Annotated in this window: 23 protein-coding genes and 1 tRNA gene; 12 read left to right on the top strand and 12 right to left on the bottom strand. The window is 33.9% G+C overall.

Translation table 11 applies throughout. The features are described from left to right. The first annotated feature begins 97 nt into the window (after window positions 1-97). The 3 genes from ACZLXV_RS05520 to ACZLXV_RS05510 all read left to right on the top strand — a co-directional run bounded on the left by ACZLXV_RS05520 (window position 98) and on the right by ACZLXV_RS05510 (window position 3,574). Window positions 98-1,585, top strand: a complete 1,488-nt coding sequence (locus ACZLXV_RS05520) for a carboxypeptidase-like regulatory domain-containing protein (RefSeq protein ID WP_482382755.1) — start codon at window positions 98-100, stop codon at window positions 1,583-1,585. Between the two features lie 202 nt (window positions 1,586-1,787). Continuing rightward, window positions 1,788-2,804, top strand: a complete 1,017-nt coding sequence (locus ACZLXV_RS05515; RefSeq protein WP_022223783.1) for a glycosyltransferase family 2 protein — start codon at window positions 1,788-1,790, stop codon at window positions 2,802-2,804. A gap of 26 nt (window positions 2,805-2,830) precedes the next feature. Further along, window positions 2,831-3,574, top strand: coding sequence for a GTP pyrophosphokinase (locus ACZLXV_RS05510; protein ID WP_022223784.1), 744 nt, complete (start codon window positions 2,831-2,833; stop codon window positions 3,572-3,574). Window positions 3,575-3,645: 71 nt separating this feature from the next. On the opposite strand, the gene ACZLXV_RS05505 is transcribed toward ACZLXV_RS05510, so the two are convergent. The 12 genes from ACZLXV_RS05505 to rpmH form a co-directional block, all read right to left on the bottom strand. Then, window positions 3,646-4,173: a DUF4446 family protein gene (locus ACZLXV_RS05505; protein ID WP_022223785.1), complete on the bottom strand. Its 528-nt coding sequence runs from the start codon at window positions 4,171-4,173 to the stop codon at window positions 3,646-3,648. 1 nt (window position 4,174) lies between these two features. Beyond that, the gene (locus ACZLXV_RS05500) at window positions 4,175-5,119 is read right to left on the bottom strand and encodes a ParB/RepB/Spo0J family partition protein (RefSeq protein ID WP_022223786.1); all 945 of its coding nucleotides are present in this window, start codon (window positions 5,117-5,119) and stop codon (window positions 4,175-4,177) included. A 44-nt stretch (window positions 5,120-5,163) separates the two neighbouring features. After that, complete coding sequence (locus tag ACZLXV_RS05495) at window positions 5,164-5,922, bottom strand: ParA family protein (RefSeq protein ID WP_022223787.1); 759 nt, start codon at window positions 5,920-5,922, stop codon at window positions 5,164-5,166. 387 nt (window positions 5,923-6,309) lie between these two features. After that, the gene (locus tag ACZLXV_RS05490) at window positions 6,310-6,600 is read right to left on the bottom strand and encodes a putative quinol monooxygenase (RefSeq protein ID WP_482382754.1); all 291 of its coding nucleotides are present in this window, start codon (window positions 6,598-6,600) and stop codon (window positions 6,310-6,312) included. Window positions 6,601-6,846: 246 nt separating this feature from the next. Beyond that, on the bottom strand, window positions 6,847-7,566 hold the full coding sequence (rsmG, locus tag ACZLXV_RS05485) for a 16S rRNA (guanine(527)-N(7))-methyltransferase RsmG (protein ID WP_482382753.1): 720 nt from the start codon (window positions 7,564-7,566) through the stop codon (window positions 6,847-6,849). A 97-nt stretch (window positions 7,567-7,663) separates the two neighbouring features. Beyond that, on the bottom strand, window positions 7,664-9,532 hold the full coding sequence (mnmG, locus tag ACZLXV_RS05480; RefSeq protein ID WP_482382752.1) for a tRNA uridine-5-carboxymethylaminomethyl(34) synthesis enzyme MnmG: 1,869 nt from the start codon (window positions 9,530-9,532) through the stop codon (window positions 7,664-7,666). An 80-nt stretch (window positions 9,533-9,612) separates the two neighbouring features. Beyond that, window positions 9,613-11,031 (bottom strand): tRNA uridine-5-carboxymethylaminomethyl(34) synthesis GTPase MnmE, encoded by a 1,419-nt coding sequence (gene mnmE, locus ACZLXV_RS05475; protein WP_482382751.1) that lies wholly within the window; start codon window positions 11,029-11,031, stop codon window positions 9,613-9,615. Between the two features lie 73 nt (window positions 11,032-11,104). Further along, entirely contained in the window at window positions 11,105-11,905 is an 801-nt protein-coding gene (jag, locus tag ACZLXV_RS05470; protein ID WP_367335039.1) for an RNA-binding cell elongation regulator Jag/EloR, read from the bottom strand. Between the two features lie 41 nt (window positions 11,906-11,946). Next, window positions 11,947-13,212 (bottom strand): YidC/Oxa1 family membrane protein insertase, encoded by a 1,266-nt coding sequence (locus ACZLXV_RS05465; RefSeq protein WP_022223793.1) that lies wholly within the window; start codon window positions 13,210-13,212, stop codon window positions 11,947-11,949. A gap of 36 nt (window positions 13,213-13,248) precedes the next feature. Further along, window positions 13,249-13,461: a membrane protein insertion efficiency factor YidD gene (gene yidD / locus ACZLXV_RS05460; protein ID WP_022223794.1), complete on the bottom strand. Its 213-nt coding sequence runs from the start codon at window positions 13,459-13,461 to the stop codon at window positions 13,249-13,251. 2 nt (window positions 13,462-13,463) lie between these two features. After that, window positions 13,464-13,799 carry a ribonuclease P protein component gene (gene rnpA / locus ACZLXV_RS05455; RefSeq protein WP_022223795.1) on the bottom strand — a complete coding sequence of 112 codons (336 nt, stop codon included), beginning with the start codon at window positions 13,797-13,799 and terminating at the stop codon, window positions 13,464-13,466. 60 nt (window positions 13,800-13,859) lie between these two features. Next, window positions 13,860-13,994: a 50S ribosomal protein L34 gene (gene rpmH, locus ACZLXV_RS05450; RefSeq protein WP_022015501.1), complete on the bottom strand. Its 135-nt coding sequence runs from the start codon at window positions 13,992-13,994 to the stop codon at window positions 13,860-13,862. 814 nt (window positions 13,995-14,808) lie between these two features. On the opposite strand from rpmH, the gene dnaA reads away from it, so the two are divergent. The 9 genes from dnaA to ACZLXV_RS05405 all read left to right on the top strand — a co-directional run bounded on the left by dnaA (window position 14,809) and on the right by ACZLXV_RS05405 (window position 25,345). Beyond that, on the top strand, window positions 14,809-16,188 hold the full coding sequence (gene dnaA, locus ACZLXV_RS05445) for a chromosomal replication initiator protein DnaA (RefSeq protein ID WP_022223796.1): 1,380 nt from the start codon (window positions 14,809-14,811) through the stop codon (window positions 16,186-16,188). A gap of 317 nt (window positions 16,189-16,505) precedes the next feature. Further along, a complete protein-coding gene (gene dnaN / locus ACZLXV_RS05440; RefSeq protein ID WP_482382750.1) occupies window positions 16,506-17,606 on the top strand; it encodes a DNA polymerase III subunit beta in 1,101 nt (366 codons plus the stop codon). Window positions 17,607-17,623: 17 nt separating this feature from the next. Next, the gene (locus ACZLXV_RS05435; RefSeq protein ID WP_022223798.1) at window positions 17,624-17,836 is read left to right on the top strand and encodes an RNA-binding S4 domain-containing protein; all 213 of its coding nucleotides are present in this window, start codon (window positions 17,624-17,626) and stop codon (window positions 17,834-17,836) included. A gap of 12 nt (window positions 17,837-17,848) precedes the next feature. Then, entirely contained in the window at window positions 17,849-18,934 is a 1,086-nt protein-coding gene (recF, locus tag ACZLXV_RS05430) for a DNA replication/repair protein RecF (RefSeq protein WP_367335342.1), read from the top strand. Between the two features lie 49 nt (window positions 18,935-18,983). Continuing rightward, a complete protein-coding gene (gene gyrB, locus ACZLXV_RS05425; protein ID WP_022223800.1) occupies window positions 18,984-20,906 on the top strand; it encodes a DNA topoisomerase (ATP-hydrolyzing) subunit B in 1,923 nt (640 codons plus the stop codon). A gap of 111 nt (window positions 20,907-21,017) precedes the next feature. Continuing rightward, a complete protein-coding gene (gene gyrA, locus ACZLXV_RS05420; RefSeq protein WP_482382749.1) occupies window positions 21,018-23,513 on the top strand; it encodes a DNA gyrase subunit A in 2,496 nt (831 codons plus the stop codon). 72 nt (window positions 23,514-23,585) lie between these two features. Beyond that, window positions 23,586-24,428, top strand: a complete 843-nt coding sequence (locus ACZLXV_RS05415) for a fumarate hydratase (protein WP_482382748.1) — start codon at window positions 23,586-23,588, stop codon at window positions 24,426-24,428. 123 nt (window positions 24,429-24,551) lie between these two features. Then, window positions 24,552-25,085 carry a Fe-S-containing hydro-lyase gene (locus ACZLXV_RS05410; RefSeq protein WP_022223803.1) on the top strand — a complete coding sequence of 178 codons (534 nt, stop codon included), beginning with the start codon at window positions 24,552-24,554 and terminating at the stop codon, window positions 25,083-25,085. Between the two features lie 172 nt (window positions 25,086-25,257). Continuing rightward, a tRNA-Ser gene (locus ACZLXV_RS05405) sits at window positions 25,258-25,345 on the top strand. Window positions 25,346-25,752: the final 407 nt, after the last annotated feature.

The following is a 25,752-nucleotide window of genomic DNA, read 5'->3' as shown; positions in this document are numbered from 1 at the left end:
AAATAAAATAAACAAGAAAAGTAACTCTGAATTATTCAGCCCGCCGTCACATGTAAATAATATAAATTTCACTGTTAAATTAAAATGTGCCAGAATAATGCAACAGTCGCAGGTTGAAAATTCATCCATTTCATTATCAAAAGATAACAGTCTTGCAAATGGAAACTTCAAATCTTTGTCAGACGACGGACGCTATATCACATATGAATTAAATAATTCTTCCATAAAGTTATTATCTCCCGGTGACCGTTCTATGGATGGAACATACCGATTATCCTGCACTTTATCTAAAGAAACCTACAACATTAATTATTATGAACACATGCTTGGACAAGCTGTAACCGGTTTTGTTTTTGACAGAAACAGACATGCACTTGAAAACGCTGATATAACCCTTACAGATAATAATATAACTGTATCTGCCAAAACAGATAAAAACGGATATTATATGATTCGTTTTCCAAAAGCAACAAATGTGACAATGTCTGTTTCATACAAAAACTATTTTTCAAAATACTGTGATAACATATCTCTAAAAGTCACAAAAGCAATATGCAAAAATATCATACTGCATAATGAAAATTCCAAAAACCTTGCTCTATCTTTCAATATCGCAGGAAATGATAATTCAGCAAAAAAAATAGAAATTGCAACATATTACACAGCCTTCAATACTCCTGATGACCAGACAGCATTAAAAACATTTTTCACTGACAGCCTTGGAAATCTTTTGCTTACAGACAGTGAACAATCATCCTTATCCTCACAAACAGATGCGGATATAATCACTATATCCGATAATCAAAAATTTCTTTCTCACACCGACAACGCTGATATTAGCGGCAATATTAAAAAAGACATTTTTAATTTCTCGTATAATCAAAATTACTATGTCAAAGTGTACTCGGAAAATAATAATACATATACATTGAAATCTGAATTTTGTTTTTCATTCAATGATTTTACGTCAAAATATCTTGTCTTTAATATAACTCCGCCAAGCACAGAGAAAACCAATTATACAAAAGCATTACTGCCTATTAACGTAGGCAGTAATGTTGATTACAATAAAATAAATTATTGTAATGTACGTCTTTACAGAATAGGTATTAACTTGCCTTTATGCACATTTAACTTTTCTGAAAACACGCCCGCAGACTTCAAAAATCAAATCGATAAAATGAACCTTTATTTAAACGACGGAAATAATTATTATGCCATTTTTCAATTGTATAATTATGAAAGCAAAGAATTGTTATCTCCTGTTCTCCACAGGTTCCGCATAAACAATTCTAAGATTTATTTTGAAAACGACACAATAACTTTTAATGATTCTTTTAATGCTGATACCAAACTTTTAACCTTACCTTCCTACAAAAATACTATAACTAATGTTTCATTACTTCCTGAAGACACAACTTGCTTAAACACAGTTTTTTGTTCGTACAACAGTTATGGTGATATAAAGAAAACCGTACTCACTTCTCTTTCATCACAATTAATGCAACAGGAACTTTTAAAGTCATCCACACCCTGTATTGTCTATACAAATAATTCTGAATTTGGTATAAACTCAGATAACTAACGGCAATCTTACAAACATCCACTTCCATGACATCCATATAAAAATATTCAGCTTTGCTAATATGATCAATTCTTAATTATTTCTTGTACTAAATATAATAAATTGTTATAAATAATTAAGAAATATTTACTTTTATCTGTGTCAATTTCATTATATAATATAGGTATGGTAAACTATAATTATTTAAACGAATGGAGATATTATGAAATTATTAAGCGTTACAATTCCAAGTTATAATTCACATGAATATATGGAAAAGGCAATAAAATCAGCTCTTGTAGGTGGAGATGACATTGAAATCCTTGTTGTCGATGATGGTTCATCCGATAACACATTAGAAATTGCACTCAAATACGAAAAGGCATATCCGGGTATAGTACGTGCAATTCATAAAGAAAACGGCGGACACGGCTCTGCAGTAAATACAGGTCTTGCCAATGCAACAGGTCTTTACTTTAAAGTCCTCGACAGTGATGATTGGTTTGATAAAACAAGCCTGCTCAAAGTATTGGATTTTTTGCGTGAGACTGTAACTGACACAAAGCCTCTCGACATGTTAATATGCAACTATGTCTATGAAAAGCCGAGTGCTCATAAACATAAAGCAATAAATTATCACAGTGCTATTCCATGCAACAAATTTATCAGCTGGAAAGATGTAAAGCATTTTAAAATGAGTCAGAATTTACTTATGCACTCAATCATTTATAAAACCAAATTATTAAAAGAATGCAACCTTAAATTACCTGAACACACATTTTATGTAGATAATTTATATGCTTATATTCCATTACCATATGTAAAAAATATGTTCTATCTTGATGTAGACCTTTACAGGTATTTTATTGGTCGAGAAGACCAGTCTGTAAACGAAGCTATCATGATTAAGCGTATTGACCAGCAGCTCAAAGTTACCAAATTGATGATTGATGCACATGATTTGTCTTCAATCAAAAACAAAAAATTACAGGCATACCTTACAAAATATCTTGCTATGATGATGATTGTAAGTTCTGCACTTTTAGTCAAAGAGGGAACATCTGAAAGTCTTGAAAAAAGAAAAGACCTTTGGGCATACCTCAAAAGTAAAAATAAGAGATTGTACCGGATTATATCAAATAGAAAGTTTGGACGTCCATTACAATTAAAAAGTAAAGTCGGCAGACAGGTTATCATTCTTGGCTATCGTTTTTGCAATAAGATTTACGGTTTTAACTAATACAGAAATCTAAAAGGGGGGTTTTTATGGAAGTACCAATTTACTATAATGAGGAAGAAGAATGGCAGCGTGCACTCCTTTTATACGATGCCGTACTCAAAGAAATTTGCACGAAAATCGAAATATTAAATAATGAATTTAAACTTGCTCATCAATACAATCCTATAGAACATATCTCTTCGAGAATAAAATCAGCTGACAGTATTGCCAGAAAAATGCGGATTAACAACAGAGAACTTACTGTAGAAAATATAATCAGATATATAAATGATGTTGCCGGCGTTCGTATTATATGTACATTTACATCTGACATTTATCGTATAGCCGATGCTATAGCCAAACAAAGTGATGTTACTGTTCTTCGTGTAAAAGATTATATTGCCAATCCAAAGCCAAACGGATACACAAGTTATCATATGATAGTGTCTATTCCTATCTTTCTTTCAAATGATAAAATAGACACAAAAGTTGAAATTCAAATTCGAACTATTGCAATGGATTTTTGGGCTAGTCTTGAACACAAAATTTATTATAAATTTGACGGCAAAGCACCTGATGGAATTCGTGAAGAATTAAAAGAATGCGCAAATATAATCTCATTCCTTGACCAAAAAATGTTTTCAATCAATGAGGATGTAAAGCACTATCATGATGACTTTAATGGCGGTTCATTTGTCACAAACGACCTGCCTGCGCACATAACAAAAGAAAAATCAGATACCATTCCACCTGAATTAAAATCATTATATGGAAGCGTTGTCTCAGATTAAAATACAAAAAAAGAGTACACATTTGTTTTATCACTGTGTACTCTTTTTTATTACATCATTATTTTTATTTTCTATTCCATGTTTCCGAAATTTTTAAGTCCGGTGTTTGATTTTGCCTCATCCAATGCCTGCTGTTCTTCTTCTGACAATATAACAAATGCCTCGCCGTTTACAACTTCTTTTGCATATGTAAAACAGCCTTCTCTTGAACTATGCATTGAATTTATTATAAATCCGTTATTTTCATCTGTGAGCAATACAAGAACAAAACTTAATTTTCCGCCAATCTCTTTAAACGCATCATACTTAACCAAACCAATTTTTTGATAGCAGGTAACAATTCTTGTAGAAACATCATCTACTCTTTTATTTAATTCAGCTACCTCTGTTTCAAGTATATCGACTGATGAAAATTTATCAAGGATTGCTTTTTCAAGATTTTTCCCATTCTCTCCTGCCATGAATTGTTTATATTTTTTTCTTGTACTACTGTTTTTCGCCATTGTAATTATAAGCAAAAGAAAAAGTAACAATATAACCCCTGCCATACCAATAACTACATAGCCAATATCAATTCCAAACTCATTAAATAAATCCATTTTAATTAACCTCGCTCTCATTCTTAATACCGTTTATCAACTCAAGTATTCTTTCAAATTCACTCTGCGAATAGTATTCTATTTCTATTCTTCCTTTATCTCTAGACTTTCTGTTAATATTAACCTTTGTTCCAAAAGTCATTTTCAAATCCTCTTCATATCGTTTATATATTATTTCTTCTTGAGGACTAATCTGCTTTTTGTTTTCTTTTTTCTTTTTATTTCCGTTTAATATACCCTTAACAAGCTTTTCTGTTTCTCTCACGCTCAATTTTTCATCAAATATTTTTTGAGCGATTTCATACTGCAAATCACCATCTTCTATAGGAATAAGCGTTCTTGCATGTCCACTTTTTAATTTTTCCTCAATCACCATCTGTCTTACTCTCTCATCCAACTTTAATAGTCTGAGAGAATTTGTGATAGCAACTCTGCTTTTAGACACTTTTTCCGCAACTTCATCCTGTTTTAAACTATATTCTTTTATAAGCTGCTCATACGCTTCTGCTTCTTCAATCGGATTTAAGTCCTCTCTCTGAATATTTTCAATAAGAGCAATTTCCATAATCTCCTGATTGCTATAATTTTTTACTACAACAGGAATTTTCTTTAAACCGGCAATTTTAGCCGCTCTCCATCTTCTCTCACCTGCAATTATTGTATACAAATTTTTTTCTGATTTTTGCACTACAAGAGGCTGGATTATTCCCTTTTGTTTAATCGACTCAGCAAGTTCGTGTATTGCATCTTCATCAAAACTCTTTCGTGGCTGATTTCTATTTGGCTCAATTCTGTTTATATCTATTGTGTCAACCTCTTTTATAACTTCTTTGACAACTTCTTTTATAACTTCTTTTGTTCTTATATTTTCTTTTTCAGACTTAGTTTTTTCTTTCGCCTGAGGTATAAGAACATCAATACCTTTTCCAAGTCCTTTTTTTGCCATAACTTGTTTCCTTTCATATCATGCTTAATCTTTAATTTATCAAATTATCTTTCAATAACTTCATCAGCTAAAGCCCTATATGCTTCTGCTCCTGCTGACCTTGGAGAATACATATTAATTGGCTGACCATAACTCGGTGCTTCTGCCAATCTAACATTTCTCGGAATTATAGATTTATAAATATTTTTATCTATATTTTCTTTTACATTCTCCACGACCTGTAATGATAAGCAAGTTCTGGCATCATACATTGTAAATACAACACCCTCTATTTCCAAATTATTGTTTAGTCTTTCCTTTACAAGCTGAATTGTATACATAAGTTCACTGAGACCTTCCAATGCATAATATTCACATTGTATCGGTACTATAACAGAATCAGCCGTAGTCATTGCATTCACTGTCAATGTATTTAACGAAGGCGGACAATCGATTATAATAAAATCATAATCATCTCGTATTCTATCAACCTCTTTTTTTAAGATATACTCCCTTTCATCCTTTCCTATAAGTTCAATTTCTGCGCCGGACAATCCTCTTTCAGAAGGAATGACAACCAAATTTTCAACGATAGATTTAGTTATCGTTTCTTCTATTTTCGCCTCACCCAAAAGCAGCTCATAACTTGTATTTTCCACTTCATTTTTGTCAATTCCTAACCCACTTGTAGTATTTCCCTGAGGGTCCATATCAATTGTAAGCACCTTTTTGCCTTTTTCAGCCAGACATGCTGAAAGATTTATTGCGGTTGTTGTTTTTCCTACCCCACCTTTTTGGTTTGATATCGCAATTATTCTCCCCATTTTTCCACCTCATTTCTCTTAAAATATATTATATTAATATTACTTAATATTTACATATATCGTAAACATCCATTCAAAATGTTTCACGTGAAACATTTTATTAGATATAAACTGCTTTTGCATTTAGAACACACTATTTTCATGTGACAATGACTATTTTATCATATCTTATACTTTTTTGCATTTATAATACACATATTGAAAGTAAAATTATTTTTATATATAATTTCAATTTTTTTATTTATAAATTTTTCTGTTATCTTATTACTATTTTTTTAGGATATTTCTTTGCTACTTTTCTCGGGCATCTTTTATTTGATTTTATATGTTTAAATCCTTTTTACATTTAAATCTTTTTATCTATTAAATCTTTTATCCATATATCTTTTATGTATAAATTTTTGTCACTTTAGTATCCAATAAATATTTATCTTTTAATTCCTTAAGTTCTTTCATATGCTCTGTTTTTAAATAATTTTGCTGTTTTTCTTCAAATTCCCATTCTTCAACAAGCAATAAATCATCTGCTTCTTTTGCATCATAAAAATATTTGTATGATATAAATCCATCTTCACATTTAATTTTATCAATTATGTGCAAATCAAATACATCATTTACAAACTTTTCTCTTAGCCCATGCTTAGCCTTATACTTTACAATAAGCATTATTTTTTTCATTTGTTTATCTACTTCTTTCTACCTTTTATTATTTGTTATTAAAACATTTCACAATTAAAATATTTCACAAAAAAATGGTATAATGTTTCACGTGAAACATTATACCATTTTTAATAATATTCTTCTACAGCCAACTTTAAATATTCATATATTTTTAAGATGAATATTGTTTGTTCTTTTGTGTAGTATAAGTAAGTAGTGAGCAAAATGAAACAACATATATTGCCTTTTTTACTAAATCACAAATTACAGTGGATTTTTTTTAGGTTTACCGCCTTGTCTCGGATACTTTTTATTCAATTCTTTTTTCTTCTCAAATATAACAAAACTTCTATTTATATCTGTATTAGGCAAACTAAATTTAATCACATCTTTATTCTTGCAAAACAATTGCTTTTGTGCATTATCTGCTGCCACAAGTTCTTCTTTTATATCTCCCGATTTATAAGAAACAAAAACGCCGCCAACTTTAACAAAAGGAATACAATATTCAAGTAATGTTGACATATTAGCGACCGCTCTCGAAACACAAATATCAAACTTTTCTCTATATTGTACATCTCTGCCAAGTTCTTCCGCTCTTGCATGAATTGCAGATACATTTTTCAATTCGCACATTTTTGTTACTTCATTCAAAAAATTTATCCTTTTATTAAGAGAGTCCATCAATACAAATTCTGCATTGTCAAGCACAATCGCAAGAGGTATTCCTGGAAATCCTGCCCCTGTACCAACATCTATAATTTTTTTCTCTTCCAAATCCATCTTTGGTATTAAAGCAATACTGTCTACAAAATGTTTATATACTACTTCTCTCTCATCAGTGATTGCTGTTAAATTCATAACTTTATTTTTTTCTATCAGATATTCATAATATTTTTCAAATTTATCAAGCTGTTCATCTGTCAATTCAACTTGTGCGGCTGAGGCTCCTTCTTTCAAAAGTCCTTTCAACATATCACTCATATTTACATTTTCCTCTCATATTTTTATGTATAAATATATTTTCATATCTTAGTACAAAAATCTACGGAAATTTAAAAATATTAAAATCAATTTTTAATTACTTGCCAAGATATATAAGCAATACTGAAATATCTGCCGGTGAAACTCCCGAAATTCTTGAAGCCTGTCCGACTGATGCCGGTCTTAATTCTTTCAATTTCTGTACAGCTTCCTTTCTCAAACTATAAACATCATCATAGTCAATATCATCCGGAATTTTTTTGTTTTCCAATTTTTTGTACTGCTCTACCTGTCTCAACTGTCTTTTTATATATCCCTCATATTTAAGTTCAATATTTACCTGTTCTTTGACATCCTCAGGCAGCTCTTGTCTATCCTTATCGATTTTTCCAATTATCTCGTATGACAACTCAGGTCTTTTTAACAATTCCGCTAAAGTTGTTCCTGACTGTAATGCAGTACTTTCATATCTAGCCAGCAATTCCTGTACTTCCGCTCTTGCCCCAACAGTTGTCTTTTTCATTCGTTCTACTTCTGCATCAATCATCTTCTCTTTATCAAGCAGTTTTTTATAACGTTCATTGTCAATAAGTCCAATGTCATAACCGATTTTTGTAAGACGTAAATCTGCATTATCCTGTCTCAAAAGCAACCTGTACTCGGCTCTTGATGTCATCATTCTGTAAGGTTCATTGGTTCCCTTTGTAACAAGGTCATCAATAAGAACTCCTATATATGCCTGTGAACGGTCTAAAACAAGAGCATCTTTTCCCAAAAACTTCATAGCCGCATTTATTCCGGCAACAATTCCCTGCGCAGCCGCCTCTTCATATCCCGAACTTCCGTTCGCCTGTCCTGCACTGAAAAATCCCGATATATTTTTAAATTCCAGAGAAGATTTCAACTGAGTAGGATTTATACAATCGTACTCAATTGCATATGCGTTTCTTACAATAGCTGCATGCTCAAGTCCCGGTACTGTATGATACATTCTATATTGAACATCCTCAGGCAGAGAACTTGACATTCCACCTATATACATTTCATTTGTATATAATCCTTCCGGCTCCAAAAATACCTGATGTCTTTTTTTATCTGCAAATCTTACTACTTTATCTTCTATGGAAGGACAATATCTTGGACCTGTCCCCTTTATATTTCCAGAGTATATCGGTGACCTGTCAATATTATCCCTGATAATTTTATGAGTTTCTTCATTAGTGTATGTAAGCCAGCATGATATCTGCTCTCTCTCCAACTCTTCAGGCGTATTTGTAAACGAAAACGGAACAATTTTTTCGTCACCTTTCTGCTCCTCCATCTTTGAAAAATCAATCGTCCTTTTATCAACTCTTGCCGGAGTACCCGTTTTAAATCGTCTAAGCTCTATTCCAAGGTCTAAAAGTGATTGACTCAAAGAATTAGCTGCACTAAGCCCGTTAGGACCTGTATACTGGCTTACATCGCCATATATGCATCTCGCCTTTAAATATGTTCCCGTACACATAATTACAACGCTGCATGGGTAAATTGCGTCAGACGTTGTTCTTACTCCTGTCACTTTTCCGTCCTCAACAATCACTTCTGCCACTTCGCCCTGTTTTATTGTAAGGTTATCCGTATTTTCAAGTACATTCCTCATTGAATTGCTGTAATTTTTTTTATCAGCTTGCGCCCTAAGTGAATGAACAGCCGGGCCTTTAGACATATTTAACATCTTTGTCTGAATAAATGTCCTGTCAATATTTTTTCCCATCTCTCCGCCAAGAGCATCTATTTCTCTTACAAGATGTCCCTTTGAACTTCCTCCGACATTAGGATTACACGGCATCATAGCTATGCTATCCACACTCACCGTAAATATAAGCGTTTTTAATCCAAGCCTTGCTGTTGCTAAAGCAGCTTCACATCCCGCATGTCCAGCACCTATTACAACCGCATCATAACTTTCATAAGTATATGACATCTTCTCAACCTCCATCATGTTTTATTCTTTACATTATCTTCGCACTCTTACAAGCAGACTTCTACTCATGCCATTATCCACTATTTTCCCATACAAAATTCTTTAAATATCTTATTAACTAAATCTTCAGACGCTGTCTCCCCATTTATAAGCCCGAGTTCCTTATAGGCATCCATCATATCAATAGTATAAAAATCCTCCGGCATATCATCATCTATCGCCTGCAATACGGCATTTATGCTTTCTATTGCAGAAATAACAGCCTCTTTATGTCTTATTCCCGTCAGATAAACCTGATTATTAAATGAAATATTTCCGTCAAGGAATGAGTTATTTACATAGTTTTCAAGTTCTTTCATTCCCTGCTTTGTTTCATTTGAAAATGTTATGCATTCCCAATTTAATTTCTTTTGAATATCTTCAACCGTTATTACAGGATTTAAATCAGATTTATTCATCAATATTACACCTTTTTTCTGTTGTAATATATCAATAATCTTGAAATCAGCATCATCAAGTCTCTCGCTTGAATCTACTACATAAATTATAAAATCACACTTATCTGCATATTCAATTGCCTTGTTTACACCTATATTTTCCACTATATCATTTGTTTCATGTATACCGGCAGTGTCAACAAGATTTAATATCACATCTCCAAGTTTTACTCTCTCTTCAAGAATATCCCTTGTAGTTCCTGCAACATTTGTTACTATCGCTCTATCCTCATCAAGCAGAAGATTCATCAGTGATGATTTACCTGCATTCGGTTTTCCGACAATAACCGTATTTATACCTTCAGATTTCATTCTGCCATCATCAAAATGTTCAATAAGTTCATTTAGTTTTTCCCTGTCATTTTGAAGTCTATCTTTTAATTCAAATCTGAACTCCCCAAGTTCATAATGTTCTGGGTCATCAAGTGCAGCTTCAATATATCCAGTATCATGAAGTATATCCTGTCTTATATTTTCAATATATTTTGAAAGATTTCCCTCAAGCTGGCTTAAAGCACTATCCAATGCATAATTATTTTCAGAAGATATAAGTTTCATAACGGCTTCTGCCTGTGCAAGGTCTATTCTTCCATTCAAAAAAGCTCTTTTCGTAAACTCTCCCGGCTCCGCCAAGACAGCTCCGTTTTTTAATACTGTTTCCAAAATTTTTTTGACAATAAACGGGCCTCCGTGAGAATCTATTTCAACAACATCTTCTCTGGTATAACTGTTAGGTTTTTTCATGAGTAAAACCATAACTTCATCAATCACTTTTCCGTTATCAACTATAAAACCATAATGTATTGTATGTGATTCTTTTTTCCAAAAATATTTATCATCGTATTGAATGCCGTCTTTTTCACATTCTGAAGTCAAATCAATCTGGCTTCTTTTTCTAAATATTTTTCCGGCTACAGTAAGAGCATCATCACCACTTATTCTTATTACGCCTATTCCGCCGCCCATTCCACTTGCTATACTCGCAATAGTTTTTGTATACATCAAATCCTCCAATATACCAGAACACGCCTGTTTTATACCAGAAAAGGGACTGACAAAACCAGCCCCTTTCCTTTTATTCGCTATCTGTTACTTTTTCTTCATCAACAGAAACCGTCTCTGCATTCTGATTGTCTCTGTTGTAATTCTTTCTGTATGAATTATTGTATTTCTTATAACCACCGTTGTTTCGATATCTTGATTTATTACCATAACCATACTTTTTCTTCTTTTCGTAATCTTTCTCAAAACCAGGCTTCAAAGAAATAACAACTTTTCTGTATGGCTCTTCACCCTCACTGTGAGTCTCAACATATTTATCATTCTGAAGTGTAGAGTGAATAACACGTCTCTCATAAGGATTCATAGGCTCAAGAACAACACTCTTGTGAATTCTTTTAACCTTATGTGCAAGATTTCTCGCAAGATTTTCTAATGTTTCTTTTCGTCTCTCACGATAATTCTCTGTATCTATTTTAACCTTCACATAATCCTCTGTTTTTTTATTTATAACAAGACTTACGAGATATTGAAGCGAATCAAGAGTTACACCTCTCTTACCGATGAGCATTCCCATTTCATCACCTGAAAGCTCTATATTCATCTGCTTCTCAACATCATTGTACTCAATTTCGATATCAACATTCATTTCCATCGCTTTAAATACATCACTTAAAAACTCAACCGCATTTTCCTGTATGTCATCTTTTTTTCTGACACGTATTACAGCCTGTTTACTAAATAATCCAAGTATACCTGAACTTCCTTCTTCAACAACTTCATACTCAATCTTATCACTTGTTGTCTGTAATTCAACTAACGCATTTGTTATAGCATCATCGACAGTCTTTGCTGAAAATTCTCTCCAATCTGACATATTCTCCTCCGTTTCCATAACGGCAAATGCAAATTCAGCTATTATTTTTTACCCGTATTATTATCATCACGAGCCAGCATATTTGCATATGCAGCTATACTACCTTTTTTATAATTTTTATTTCCGCCATTGTTAGGTGATTCTTTTGTGCTGACCACCTTTGCATTTTTATTTATTCCGCTGTTCTTATTTGTTTTCTGAGTTTTTGTATTATTTATTGAGCTTGTCCTCTGTTTTGCAATATCCTGCATTGTAGAATTAGGATCAATACCCATTTTTTCCATACGCTTTTTGTTTTTCTCAGCATTCTTTGCCATCTCCGCATCCATGTCAATTTTGGAGAAATAAACATTTATTCCAATTCCCTGGAATATACGGAAAACATTACCTGCAACCCAGTATATACCAACACCTATAGGGAACATAAAACACATCAAACCTGTAATAAACGGCATAACATTATTCATTGTCTTCATAGACTGTGCAGTCGGATTGTCTGATGCATCCTGCTGCTGTGTTCCTGCCATACTAATCTTTGTACTAAGCATCTGTGTGATAACAGATAATATTGGTATAATAATACTAACACTCTTTATTCCCGGTGTATCTGCTATATTCAATCCTAAAAATGTGTTGATATGCTTAGATTTATCTGCCACTTCCATAATAGCTGTTTTTAAATCCGGACACTTTGCTGCAAGCTGCGTCCACGCACTTGTATTAAACTGACCTAAAACATCTACAAAATAGCTTATATTATCGCTCTTTTTTGCTGCTGACACGGCATTTGTGACAACATAGGTGCTGGATGAAACCATCTTTGAAAGCTGTTCAACACTTATTCCTGCACTTTTAACCTGCTCTGCAATTCCACTATAAATATCATAAACCTGTGGAACATAAGCTGGAATATTGTAAATCACACGATACAATGCCAATAATATAGGAAATGTAATCAACATAGGTAGACATCCGCTTGCCGGACTAACTCCATATTTCTGATACACTGCCTGTGTTTCCAAAGACATCTTTTGCTGTGATGCCTGATCTTTCTTATTTTTATATTTCTTCTGAATCGCCTGAATTTCAGGATTCATTATCATCGACATTTTAGAAAATTTCTGCTGTTTGATTTGCATAGGCATCATCAAGCCATTTACTAAAAATGTAAATAAAATCATACAAATTCCCGTATTTTCAATACCGAAATTCGCCAATAAAGCATACAACGCCTGTAAAATATAACCCAAAACTCTCGCAATAGGTCCCAAAATAGCACCCTGGTAAGTTGTTAAAATTACATTCATAAACTATAAGTCCTCCTGTGCCAAGTCAAAGGGAAATCAAGGAACCGGATCGTACCCTCCCTTCGCAAAAGGATGACACCTCAAAATTCTTTTTACAGCCAAAAAACTCCCTTTAAAAAAACCATACTTTTCAAGCGCTTCTATAGCGTATTTAGAACAAGTAGGTGTATATATACACGCCGGTCTTCCTTTCAAGGGAGATATATATTTACGATATATTTTTATAACAAATATAAGTATCGATTTCATAACTAATTATCTCTTAAAATCCCATGCATCTTACCTAAATGCAAGAATGCACCGGAAATATCACTATACTTTTTACCTTTAGCTGTATTCCTAGCAATTATAACAATGTCATAACCCCTGGCAAACTTTTCTTCATTTAACCTGATACTCTCTCTTATCAATCTGGTAACCCTATGCCTGACAACACTATTTCCAACTTTTTTACTGACTGTTATTCCATATCTGTTTTCACTGCTGCCATTCTTCAATAAATACATAACTAAGTATCTGTTGGCATAGGATTTCCCATGATGATATACATTTAAAAATTCAAAATTCTTCGAAATAGATATAAACACAACTTTTCCCTCTACAAAGGCAAATCTTTATAATAGAAGAAAAGGTCACATAAATGCGACCTATGCGGATAACTTATGTCTTCCTTTTGCTCTTCTGCTTGCTAATACTTTTCTTCCATTAGCTGTCTGCATTCTTTTTCTAAAACCATGAACCTTTGATCTTGATCTTTTCTTTGGCTGAAATGTCATCTTCATTACAAAACACCTCCTTTAATTTCTACTTCTACGCATATAATCACGCATATCACATATTATATTAGCAAAAGTCAATTTCGTCAAGTAAAAATCTTGATTTTAGTGGATTTTAATTGTTTTTTATGAATTGATAACAATTGATAATGTAATATGATTTTCAACATCATTATTAACATACTTTAACAGTTTTTCAACATTATTATGCACAAGTGGAAACTGTTAATCTCAAAAATTGTAGATATGTTTATGTAAATTAACACATATATAATAGGAAGAAACTTTTTCAGTTCAACAATTATGATATAAATTTCCACATAAAAAATCAACATCATTAACATTAGCGTTTATATATCATGAAGTACCGTAAACACTATATGTCTGATTGTTAACAAAATATATGTTTGCCCTGAAGTTATGAACAAATTGTGCACAAAATGTTGATAACTTCGACTTTTTACTATGTACTTTCAACAGTTATCAACAAAGTTATTAACATTATCCACTTTTTTGCTGATTTTAGGCATTTTTCAATGTTTATTAACAACTAACAAGTTATGCACAATTTTTGTTCATATAGTGTGGATAACTGTTAACAACCTTAATTTTTCAGTTTTATCTTTATTATTAACATTATAAACAACTTATACACAGCTTTTATTAACATATCCTCACTTTTGTTGATAAAAACTTGTATTTTAACTGTTTTTGAGATAAAATGAGTATGTATGATGTGTTAATAGCGCCTATTTTTCTTTGTTTTAATTTATTAGGTTATGCACATTTGTGAAATTTTAAAGAAATGAGGTACAAAATCTTGGAAAATGAGCTTTATGAAAGATGGGATGACATTCTTGAGCGTATGAAAATTGATTTTGACATTTCAGATGTATCTTTTCGTACTTTTATCAAGAAATTAAGTTTATACGGAGTTGAAAATAACCTTATTACAGTTCTTATAGATGATACAAGCATCGGAAGTAACAGCAAACAATTTATTGAGCAAAAATACAATACTTTTCTTTCTGTTGCCATCGAAGAGGTAACCAATATTCATTATGACCTTACCTACATTTCTTTAACTGAACTTGACGCTAAAAGCTCAAACAATGTTCCTGAAAAAGAAGAAAAGAAGGTCAGATTAAACCCTTCTATAAACCCTAACTATACATTTGATACATTTATTGTCGGAGACAATAATGATTATGCCCATGCTGCATCTTTAAAGGTTGCAGAAGAACCCGGTGACACTTACAATCCTCTTTTTATATATGGAGGTGCAGGTCTTGGAAAGACGCATCTGATGCATGCAATTGCAAACTACATTTTGGAGCATGATAAATCTAAAAAAGTCGTTTATGTTACAAGTGAGACTTTTACCAATGAAATCGTAGACGCAGTCCGTGACAGCAAAAATGAACATTCTACTGCCCGTCAGGACTTCAGAAATAAATATAGAACAGTGGATGTCCTTCTTATAGATGATATTCAGTTTATTGAAGGTAAGGAAGCAACGCAGCTTGAATTTTTCCATACATTTAACCACCTGCATCAGCAGGGCAAACAGATTATTATCTCCAGTGATAAACATCCGTCTACCATGACAACACTTGAGGAACGTCTCCGCTCACGCTTTGAGATGGGACTTACTGTAGACATCAAGACGCCAACCTACGAAACACGAATGGCCATCTTGCGCAAGAAAGTTATAGAAGAAAACATTGCCATAGATGATTCTATACTTGATTATATTGCTTCTAATATTGTTTCTAATATAAGAGAGTTACAGGGAGCAATAAATAAAGTTATATCATTTTCAAATTTATGCGGCAAAGAGGTAACGATGGAGCTTGCTAAAGAAGCCCTGTCAGACATGATAAATCCTAATATGAAGCGGCAGATTACTATAGATTACATTACCGAGACTGTTGCCGACCACTTTGGAATTACGGTAAAAGACCTCATGTCTACAAAACGTAACTCCAATATTGCCTTTCCACGTCATATATGTATGTATTTATGCCGTCAACTTACCAGCAGTCCGCTTGCTGAGATAGGCAACAAACTTGGAAACAGACATCACTCAACCATATTACACGGTATTGAGATAATAGAAAAAAAATTAAATGACCCTGATAATAATGAGGAGCTTATTAAAACTTTGGATGTTCTTAATAAGAAGATAGACCCTCAATAACTATTTTTAATGAATTAAAGTTTATATACATGAAATCAGTGGCACTATTGTTAAAATAGAATTGACATATCGACATTTTCTGTTGATACAGTTCAACAATTTTGCTGTTTTTAATTTTTGGTTTGTGGATAAAATATGAGTTTTCAACATTAATTCATATTTTGTTAAGATAGTTATCCATATCAACAAATTCAGTGTTCACAGTGGCTGGAGGTACTTTTCAACTTATCAACACCCCCTACTACTGCTACTGCTGAAATCCTTAATATTATTTTATATTTTTTTCGCCAATAACACTTTGAAGGGAGTTATACACAATGAACATCATTTGTGATAAGAATAAGTTACTTGAAGGTATTAATATTGTATTAAAAGCTATTCCCGGTAAATCAACAATGGCTATATTAGAATGTCTTGTTATTGAAGCTGATAATAATACTATAAAATTAATTGCCAATGATCTTGAAATCGGTATTGAGACTGTTATTGAAGGTGAGATTGTTGAAGAAGGCTGTGTTGCTATAAGTGCAAAGGTATTTTCCGATATTATCCGTAAGTTACCTTCAGAACAGGTAGAAATTAATGTTGATGAAGCTTATCAGCTTAATATTAAATGTGGAAAAGCAAAATTTAACATTTCTGCAAAACCTACAGATGAATTTCCATATTTACCACAGATTGTCAAAGATAAATATGTTGAAATATCTCAATTTACACTTAAAGATATTATCAGACAGACGGTATTCAGCATTTCTGACAATGAAAATGCTAAGGTTATGACGGGTGAATTATTTGAAATTAATAATTCAACACTCAAAGTCGTTTCACTCGATGGACATAGAATATCTATAAGAAAAGTTGAACTTAAAAATAACTACGATAATATCAGCGTTATAATTCCGGGCAAAACACTGATTGAAATAAATAAAATTCTTAATGGTGGAATTGATGATGAAGTTAAGATTTACTTTACTGAAAAGCATATTCTTTTTGAATTTGATAATACAATTGTTTTATCAAGACTTATAGAAGGAGAATACTATAAAATTGATAAAATGTTATCAAGTGATTACGAAACAAAGATTACAGTAAATAAAAAAGACATGCTTGACAGTATTGACAGAACTACACTTTTGGTAAAAGAGTCTGAAAAGAAACCTGTTATTATTGATATTAAAGACAATAGTATTGGATTTGCCATGAATTCATCAATTGGTTCCATGTATGAGGAAATGGATGCCGTTAGGGAAGGTAAGGATATACTTATAGGGTTTAATCCACGTTTTCTTATGGATGCGTTGAGGGTTATTGATGATGAAGAGATTACTCTTTACATGATAAATCCTAAGGCTCCTTGTTTTATAAGGGATAAGGATGAAAGTTATATTTATCTGATTTTACCGGTTAATTTTAATTAAAATGATTGGAGGTTGTGATGGAAGCAATACAGATTAGTGATGAATTTATAAAACTTGGCCAGGCACTCAAACTTGCAAATCTTGTTTCTTCAGGAGTTGAAGCTAAAGTGGTAGTGCAGAACGGTGAAGTTAAGGTTAATGGTGAAGTTGATACCAGAAGAGGAAGAAAACTTTATCCTCAGGATGTATTTGAGTACGATGGAAAGCAAGTGACTGTTATTGGAGAGTAAAGTGAGGGCATTATGAAAATTGATTCTATAGAGGTTGGAAATTTTAGAAATTATAATTCTGCCAGACTTGATTTTCATGAGCATACGAATATTCTCTATGGTGATAATGCTCAGGGAAAGACAAATATCTTAGAATCCATTTTTGTTGCAGGAACTACGAAATCACATAAGGGCAGCAATGACAGGGAACTTATAAAGATAGGCTGTGATGAAGCCCATATACGAATGTTTATCAATAAACGTGGAATATCTCATCGAATAGATATGCATCTGAGAAAGAACAAGGCAAAGGGCATTGCAATTGATGGAATACCTATAAGGCGTTCAAGTGAATTGCTTGGCATGGTAAATATTATTTTCTTTTCTCCGGAGGATTTAAGAATTATAAAAAACGGTCCATCTGAGAGAAGAAGATTTGTCAATTTAGAGTTATCGCAGCTTGACAATGTCTATCTTTATGATTTGGGCGAGTACAATAAAGTACTTCAGCAGAGAAATAAGCTTTTAAAGCAGATAGCGTATAAGCCGTCACTTATAGATACACTTGATATATGGGATGAACAGCTTGTTCTATACGGTACCAAAATAATTAAAAGTCGCACCAAATTTTTAGAAATGCTTTCAGAAATTGTAACTGAAAATAACATTAAGCTGACCGGCGGAAGAGAACATGTTAAAGTTTTTTATGAACCTGATATTTTGGTTGAGGACTTTTCAAGAAAATTAAAAGAGAACCGAGAAAAGGATATGCATTTTTGTAATACGGGTGTCGGGCCGCACAGAGATGACATTTGTTTTATCAATGATGATATAGATATACGCAGGTATGGTTCACAGGGGCAGCAGAGAACATGTGCTCTTTCCTTAAAACTTGCAGAGATAGAACTTGTAAAAAAAATAATAGGTGATACACCGGTATTATTGCTTGACGATGTATTATCGGAACTTGACAGAAACAGACAGAATTTTTTGCTTGAAAGTATAAGCGATATACAGACAATAGTAACCTGTACCGGACTTGAAGAATTCATTGATAAAAGTCTTGCTTTAGACAGAATTTTCAAGGTAACAAATGGTACAGTACAGATAGAAAAGTAAAGTGGAGAGTATATAAAGACAATGCAGTTAGCAGGAAATGGAGGAAGAGATGGGAACAGAAGTGAATGGTGAATACGGTGCAGACCAGATTCAGATATTAGAGGGACTTGAGGCTGTGCGTAAAAGACCGGGTATGTACATTGGAAGTACATCTGTAAGAGGACTTCATCATCTGGTTTACGAGATAGTAGACAACTCAGTTGATGAGGCACTGGCAGGATATTGTACTGAGATTGAGGTATCAATCAATGAGGACAATTCCATCTGTGTAAAGGACAACGGTCGAGGAATACCTGTGGGAATAAATAAAAAAGCAGGTTTACCGGCAGTAGAAGTTGTATTTACAATCCTTCATGCCGGAGGAAAGTTTGGCGGAGGCGGATATAAAGTATCCGGAGGACTTCACGGTGTAGGTGCATCTGTTGTAAATGCTTTGTCAGAGTGGCTTGAAGTTACAATAAACAAAGACGGAAAGATGTACAGACAAAGATATGAGCGTGGAAAAGTTATGTATCCTCTAAAAGTTGTAGGTGATACAAACAAAAGAGGAACGCAGGTTGTATTTTTACCTGACAAAGAAATTTTTGAGGAAACAGTTTTTGACTTTGACACACTCAGACAGAGACTTCGTGAGATGGCATTTTTGACAAAGGGAATAAAGATAACACTTATAGATAAAAGACTTGAAGAGCCAAAAATAAGAGCATTTCACTATGAAGGCGGTATTAAGGAGTATGTCGACTATTTAAATAAAAGCCAGACTCCGCTTTATGATGATGTAATTTACTGTGAGGGTACTAAGAATAATATTTATGTTGAGGTTGCAATGCAGCACAATGATTCTTATACCGAGAGTACATACAGTTTTGTAAATAATATTACAACTCCTGAGGGTGGAACACATCTTACAGGTTTTAGAAATGCACTTACAAAGTGTTTTAATGATTATGCAAGGTCAAATAAACTGCTTAAAGACAGTGAGCCTAATCTTGCCGGTGAGGATATAAGAGAGGGGCTTGCTGCTATAGTAAGCATTAAAATTTCTGAACCTCAGTTTGAAGGTCAGACTAAACAAAAACTTGGTAACAGTGAGGCGAGAGGTGCTGTTGAGAGTGTAATGACCGAACAGCTCACATATTTCCTTGAACAAAATCCGCAGGTTGCGAAAATTATTTGTGACAAGGCTATTCTTGCGCAGAGAGCAAGAGATGCTGCGAGAAAAGCAAGAGATTTGACAAGAAGAAAGACAGCACTTGAAAGTACAAGTCTTCCGGGAAAACTTGCAGACTGCAGCGACAAAGACCCAAAGAATTGTGAGATTTATATAGTTGAGGGAGATTCAGCCGGAGGAAGTGCAAAGACTGCAAGAAACAGAGCAACGCAGGCTATACTTCCGCTTCGTGGTAAAATATTAAATGTTGAGAAGTCAAGACTTGATAAAATTCTTGTAAACAACGAAATCAAGGCAATGATAACGGCATTTGGTACAGGCATTGGTGAAGATTTTGACATAACAAAACTCAGATACAACAAGATAGTAATAATGACAGATGCCGATGTAGATGGTGCACATATTGCTACGCTTATGCTTACATTCCTTTACAGATTTATGCCTGAACTTATTAAGCAGGGACATGTTTATCTTGCGCAGCCGCCTCTCTACAAAGTAGAAAGAAATAAGGTTGTAAGATATGCTTATGATGATAATGAGCTTGCACAGATTCTTGCCGAAATCGGCAGAGACAGCAATAATAAGATACAGCGTTATAAAGGTCTTGGTGAAATGGATGCAGAACAGCTTTGGGATACGACAATGGACCCTGAGAAGAGAATACTTCTTCGTGTAAACATGGATAATGATTCTGAGGCAGAAATGAATGTTGTATTTAATACATTGATGGGTGACAAAGTTGAGCCACGTCGTCAATTTATTGAGGAAAATGCAAAGTATGTAAGAAACTTAGATATATAGTGTGAAAAATCCATATATGCAAAATTTTTCACAAGCCCATACAAGTAAGGACTTGTGAAAGGCATAATTGATTAGTATGAAAATTAGCAAAATGCAGAAATGAGGATGAAAATGGACGAGAATATCTTTGATAAGATTAATGAAGTTGACCTTAAAAAGACCATGGAGACCTCATACATAGATTACGCTATGTCAGTAATAGCCGCAAGAGCATTACCTGATGTCAGGGACGGTCTAAAGCCGGTTCAGAGGCGTATTATGTATGCCATGATAGAATTAAATAACGGACCAGATAAGCCACATCGTAAATGTGCACGTATCGTTGGTGATACAATGGGTAAATACCATCCACACGGTGACAGTTCTATTTACGGAGCTCTTGTAAATCTTGCACAGGACTGGTCTACAAGATATCCGCTTGTTGACGGACACGGAAACTTTGGTTCTGTCGATGGTGACGGGGCAGCAGCCATGCGTTATACAGAGGCAAGACTCAGCAAAATTTCAATGGAGATGCTTCGAGACATAAAGAAGGATACCGTTGACTTTATACCAAACTTTGATGAGACTGAAAAAGAGCCGGTTGTACTCCCTTCAAGATTTCCAAATCTTCTTGTAAACGGAACATCGGGTATAGCTGTAGGTATGGCAACAAATATACCGCCTCACAACCTTCGTGAGGTTATTAATGGCGTCGTAAAAATAATCGATAATTATGAGATTGACAAAGAAACAGAGATTGAAGAATTATTAAAAATAATTAAGGGACCTGATTTTCCTACAGGTGCGGAAATTCTTGGTACAAACGGGATAGAGCAGGCTTACAGAACAGGAAGAGGAAAGATAAGAGTTCGTGCCGTATCAAATATAGAGTCTATGGAAAACGGTAAAAACAGGATTGTTGTAACTGAACTTCCATACATGGTAAACAAAGCTAAGCTTATAGAAAAAATATCCGAACTTCACAGAGATAAAAGGGTTGATGGAATAACAGACCTCAGAGATGAGACAAGCAGAGAAGGTATGCGTATCTGTATTGAGTTAAGACGAGATGTCAATCCAAACATAGTGCTTAACCAGTTATATAAACATACTCAGCTTCAGGACACTTTCGGTGTAATTATGCTTGCACTTGTAAATAATGAGCCTGTTGTCATGAACCTTTTACAGATGCTTCAGTATTATCTGAAACATCAGGAAGAGGTCGTTACAAGAAGGACACAGTACGACTTAAACAAGGCTGAGGAGAGAGCTCACATTGTAGAGGGATTACTTATTGCTCTTGATAACATAGATGAGGTAATTCAGCTTATAAGATCGTCAAAAACGGCAGCAGAAGCTAAAGAAAAACTTATGGAGAGATTTTCTCTGAGTGAACAGCAGGCAAATTCAATTGTTGAAATGCGTCTCCGTTCACTCACAGGTTTGGAGAGAGAAAAGCTCGAGAACGAATATGCCGAGTTAAAAAAAGTAATTGAAGAATATAGAGCAATCCTTGCAGACCGTAAGGTATTACTTGGAGTTGTTAAAAAAGAGATTATCGAAATCCGCGATAAATATGGTGATGACAGAAGAACATCTATAGGATATGATGAGTTTGATTTGTCAATGGAGGACCTTATTCCAAACGAAAATACGGTTATCACAATGACAAAACTTGGTTACATCAAGCGTATGTCCGTAGACAACTTTAAGAGCCAGCATCGTGGCGGTAAAGGCATAAAAGGCATGCAGACAATAGATGATGACTATATTGAAAACATGCTTATGACGACTACACACCACTATATTATGTTCTTTACAAACAAGGGAAGAATGTACAGGCTCAAGGTATATCAGATACCTGAATGTGGACGTACAGCGAGAGGAACAGCGATAATAAATCTCATACAGCTTATGCCGGATGAAAGAATAACAGCGGTTATTACACTACGTGATTACGATGAAAACAAGTATCTCTTTATGGCAACAAAGAAAGGTATCGTAAAGAAAACTTCAATCATGGAATATGCCAATATCAGAAAATCAGGTCTTCAGGCAATAAATCTCAGAGATGATGATGATTTGATAGAAGTTAAGGTTACAGACAATACAAAAGATATATTCCTTGTAACAAAACACGGTCAGTGTATCAGATTTAATGAAAATGATGTAAGAACAACAGGAAGAGTATCTATGGGTGTTATCGGTATGAATCTTTCATATGACGATGAAGTTGTTGCAATGCAGTTAAATACCCAGGGAGAGCATCTGCTTATCGTATCTGAGTATGGTATGGGTAAAAGAACGGCAATTGAAGAATTTACCGTACAGCATCGTGGCGGAAAAGGAATAAAATGTTATAAGATTACCGAGAAAACAGGTAATGTAGTAGCTGCAAAGGCTGTAAATGAAGATACTGAAGTTATGATTATAAATACAGAGGGTATAATCATACAGCTTATGGTAAACGAAGTATCAGTTCTTGGACGTATTACATCGGGTGTAAAGATGATTGAGATGGATTCGGAAAATAAAGAAGTTATAGTAGCAAGTATGACTCGTGTCAGAGAAACTATTCCTGAAGAAGTTGAGAATGGTCTTATCGAGGAAGATGAAATAAAATAATAAAATTATTAGCCCGGTTGAAAATGACCGGGCTATATTGAAGTACAAATATATTTAAGAAAGAGGGATAAAATGAGAGAAGTTTCAACAGAGGAAATAACAAAGAATATCAAAGAAATGTGTATAGAGGCGAACTATACATTGTCAGATGATGTAAAAAATAAAATAATAAATTCGGCAGCAGTTGAAGAATCTGAAATCGGTAAAAAAATATTAAATCAGCTTGAAGAAAATATGAATATAGCAGATAGTGATAACATTCCAATATGTCAGGACACAGGAATGGCAGTAATATTTATAAAAATCGGACAGGATGTACATATAACAGGAGGAAATCTTGAGGATGCAATAAATCAGGGTGTAAGAGAGGGATACATAGAGGGATATTTAAGAAAATCAGTTGTAAAAGACCCGATCATTAGGGAAAATACAAAGGACAATACACCTGCTGTGATACACTATGAGATAATTCCGGGAGATAAAATTGAAATTACAGTAGCACCAAAAGGATTTGGAAGTGAAAACATGAGCAGAGTATGCATGCTCAAACCAGCTGATGGAATTGAGGGTGTAAAAAATGCCGTAATTGAGACTGTAAAGCTTGCAGGTCCAAATGCATGTCCTCCGGTAGTAGTTGGAGTTGGTGTAGGGGGAACATTTGAAAAATGCGCTCTGCTTGCAAAAAAAGCACTTACGAGAGACATTGACAGTGAAAACAGCATTGAATATGTGGCAGAACTTGAAAAAGAACTTTTAAACGAAATAAATAAACTTAACATCGGACCGGGAGGACTTGGCGGAAAGGTGACTGCACTTGGCGTAAATATTGAGACATATCCAACACATATAGCAGGACTTCCGGTAGCAGTAAACATGTGCTGCCATGTAAACCGTCATAAAAAAAGAGTGATATAGTATGATGCAAGGGTCAAAAGAAGAGAGCAATATAGCAATCCATAGCATTAGGCAAAATAACTTTAGCCCACAACATCAAAGTATTAAAGTATAAAAGGAATGTAAAAAGAAAAGAGGCATATAATGGACAAATATATAAAAGCACCAATAGATGATGAAGTAGTAAATTCATTAAAGGCAGGAGACTATGTATATATAACTGGAACAATATATACTGCAAGGGATGCAGCACATAAAAGAATGTATGAGGCGATAAATAACGGCGAAAGTATACCATTTGAGTTGAAGAATAATATAATCTATTATCTTGGCCCGTCTCCGGCGAGAGAAGGACAGGTAATAGGGTCAGCAGGACCGACAACGAGCAGCCGAATGGACAAATATACACCATTACTGCTTGAACACGGTTTAAAAGGAATGATAGGCAAAGGAAAGCGTTCAAATGAAGTTATAAAATCAATGCATAAAAATAATGCAGTATACTTTGCAGCAATAGGCGGGGCAGGAGCATTATTATCAAAATGCATTAAAAAGGCAGAGGTAATAGCTTATGATGATTTAGGAACAGAGGCAATAAGAAAATTAGAGGTAGAAAATCTTCCTACAATAGTTGTAATAGACAATCAGGAAAATAACATGTATGACATAGATAAATAATAAGATGTTGGGGTCAAAAGGTATTCTGACCCCAACTAATTGTTATTGTAATACGGAAAAATATCGATAAAATACCTGAAAAATAAAAAAATATCAAAAAAATGAAAAAAATGATTGACAAGATAGAACAAAGTTGATATACTAAGTCTTGCTCAGCAGAAATTTGCTGAATGGAGAAATACTCAAGAGGCTGAAGAGGCGCCCCTGCTAAGGGTGTAGGTCGTTCACGCGGCGCGAGGGTTCAAATCCCTCTTTCTCCGTTGTGGTTGATTCCACTAAAATTCAATTTATTGGACGGTCGTGAGACGAGATACAAAAGATTGAAAAAAGTTCTTGACAATGTCGAAAAGATGTTGTAAGATAAATATCGCTGTCGCACAAATCGGTGAGAGAATGAAGCTTGAAAGCAAAGGTTTTCTTATAAGATGCGAAAGCAGGGAAAATTCAAAGATTTCCGAGTTTTATTTTTTGAAAAGCTTCAAAAAATAAAATAAAAAAAGTTCTTGACAAGCTGAAAACAAAGTGATAAGATATATATCGCTGACGCAAACAGCAAGTCAGTAAAACTAACAACAAGTTGTTAGTTACAAAGGTCGGACAAAGACCTTGAACCTTGATAATTGAACAGTAAAACAACCCTGAAAATTCTAAAATAAATTTTCAAAAG

The organism is Butyribacter sp. (assembly GCF_056818865.1).
Note: the sequence above shows the minus strand (reverse complement) of the source record. Positions and strands in the feature narration are given on the sequence as shown.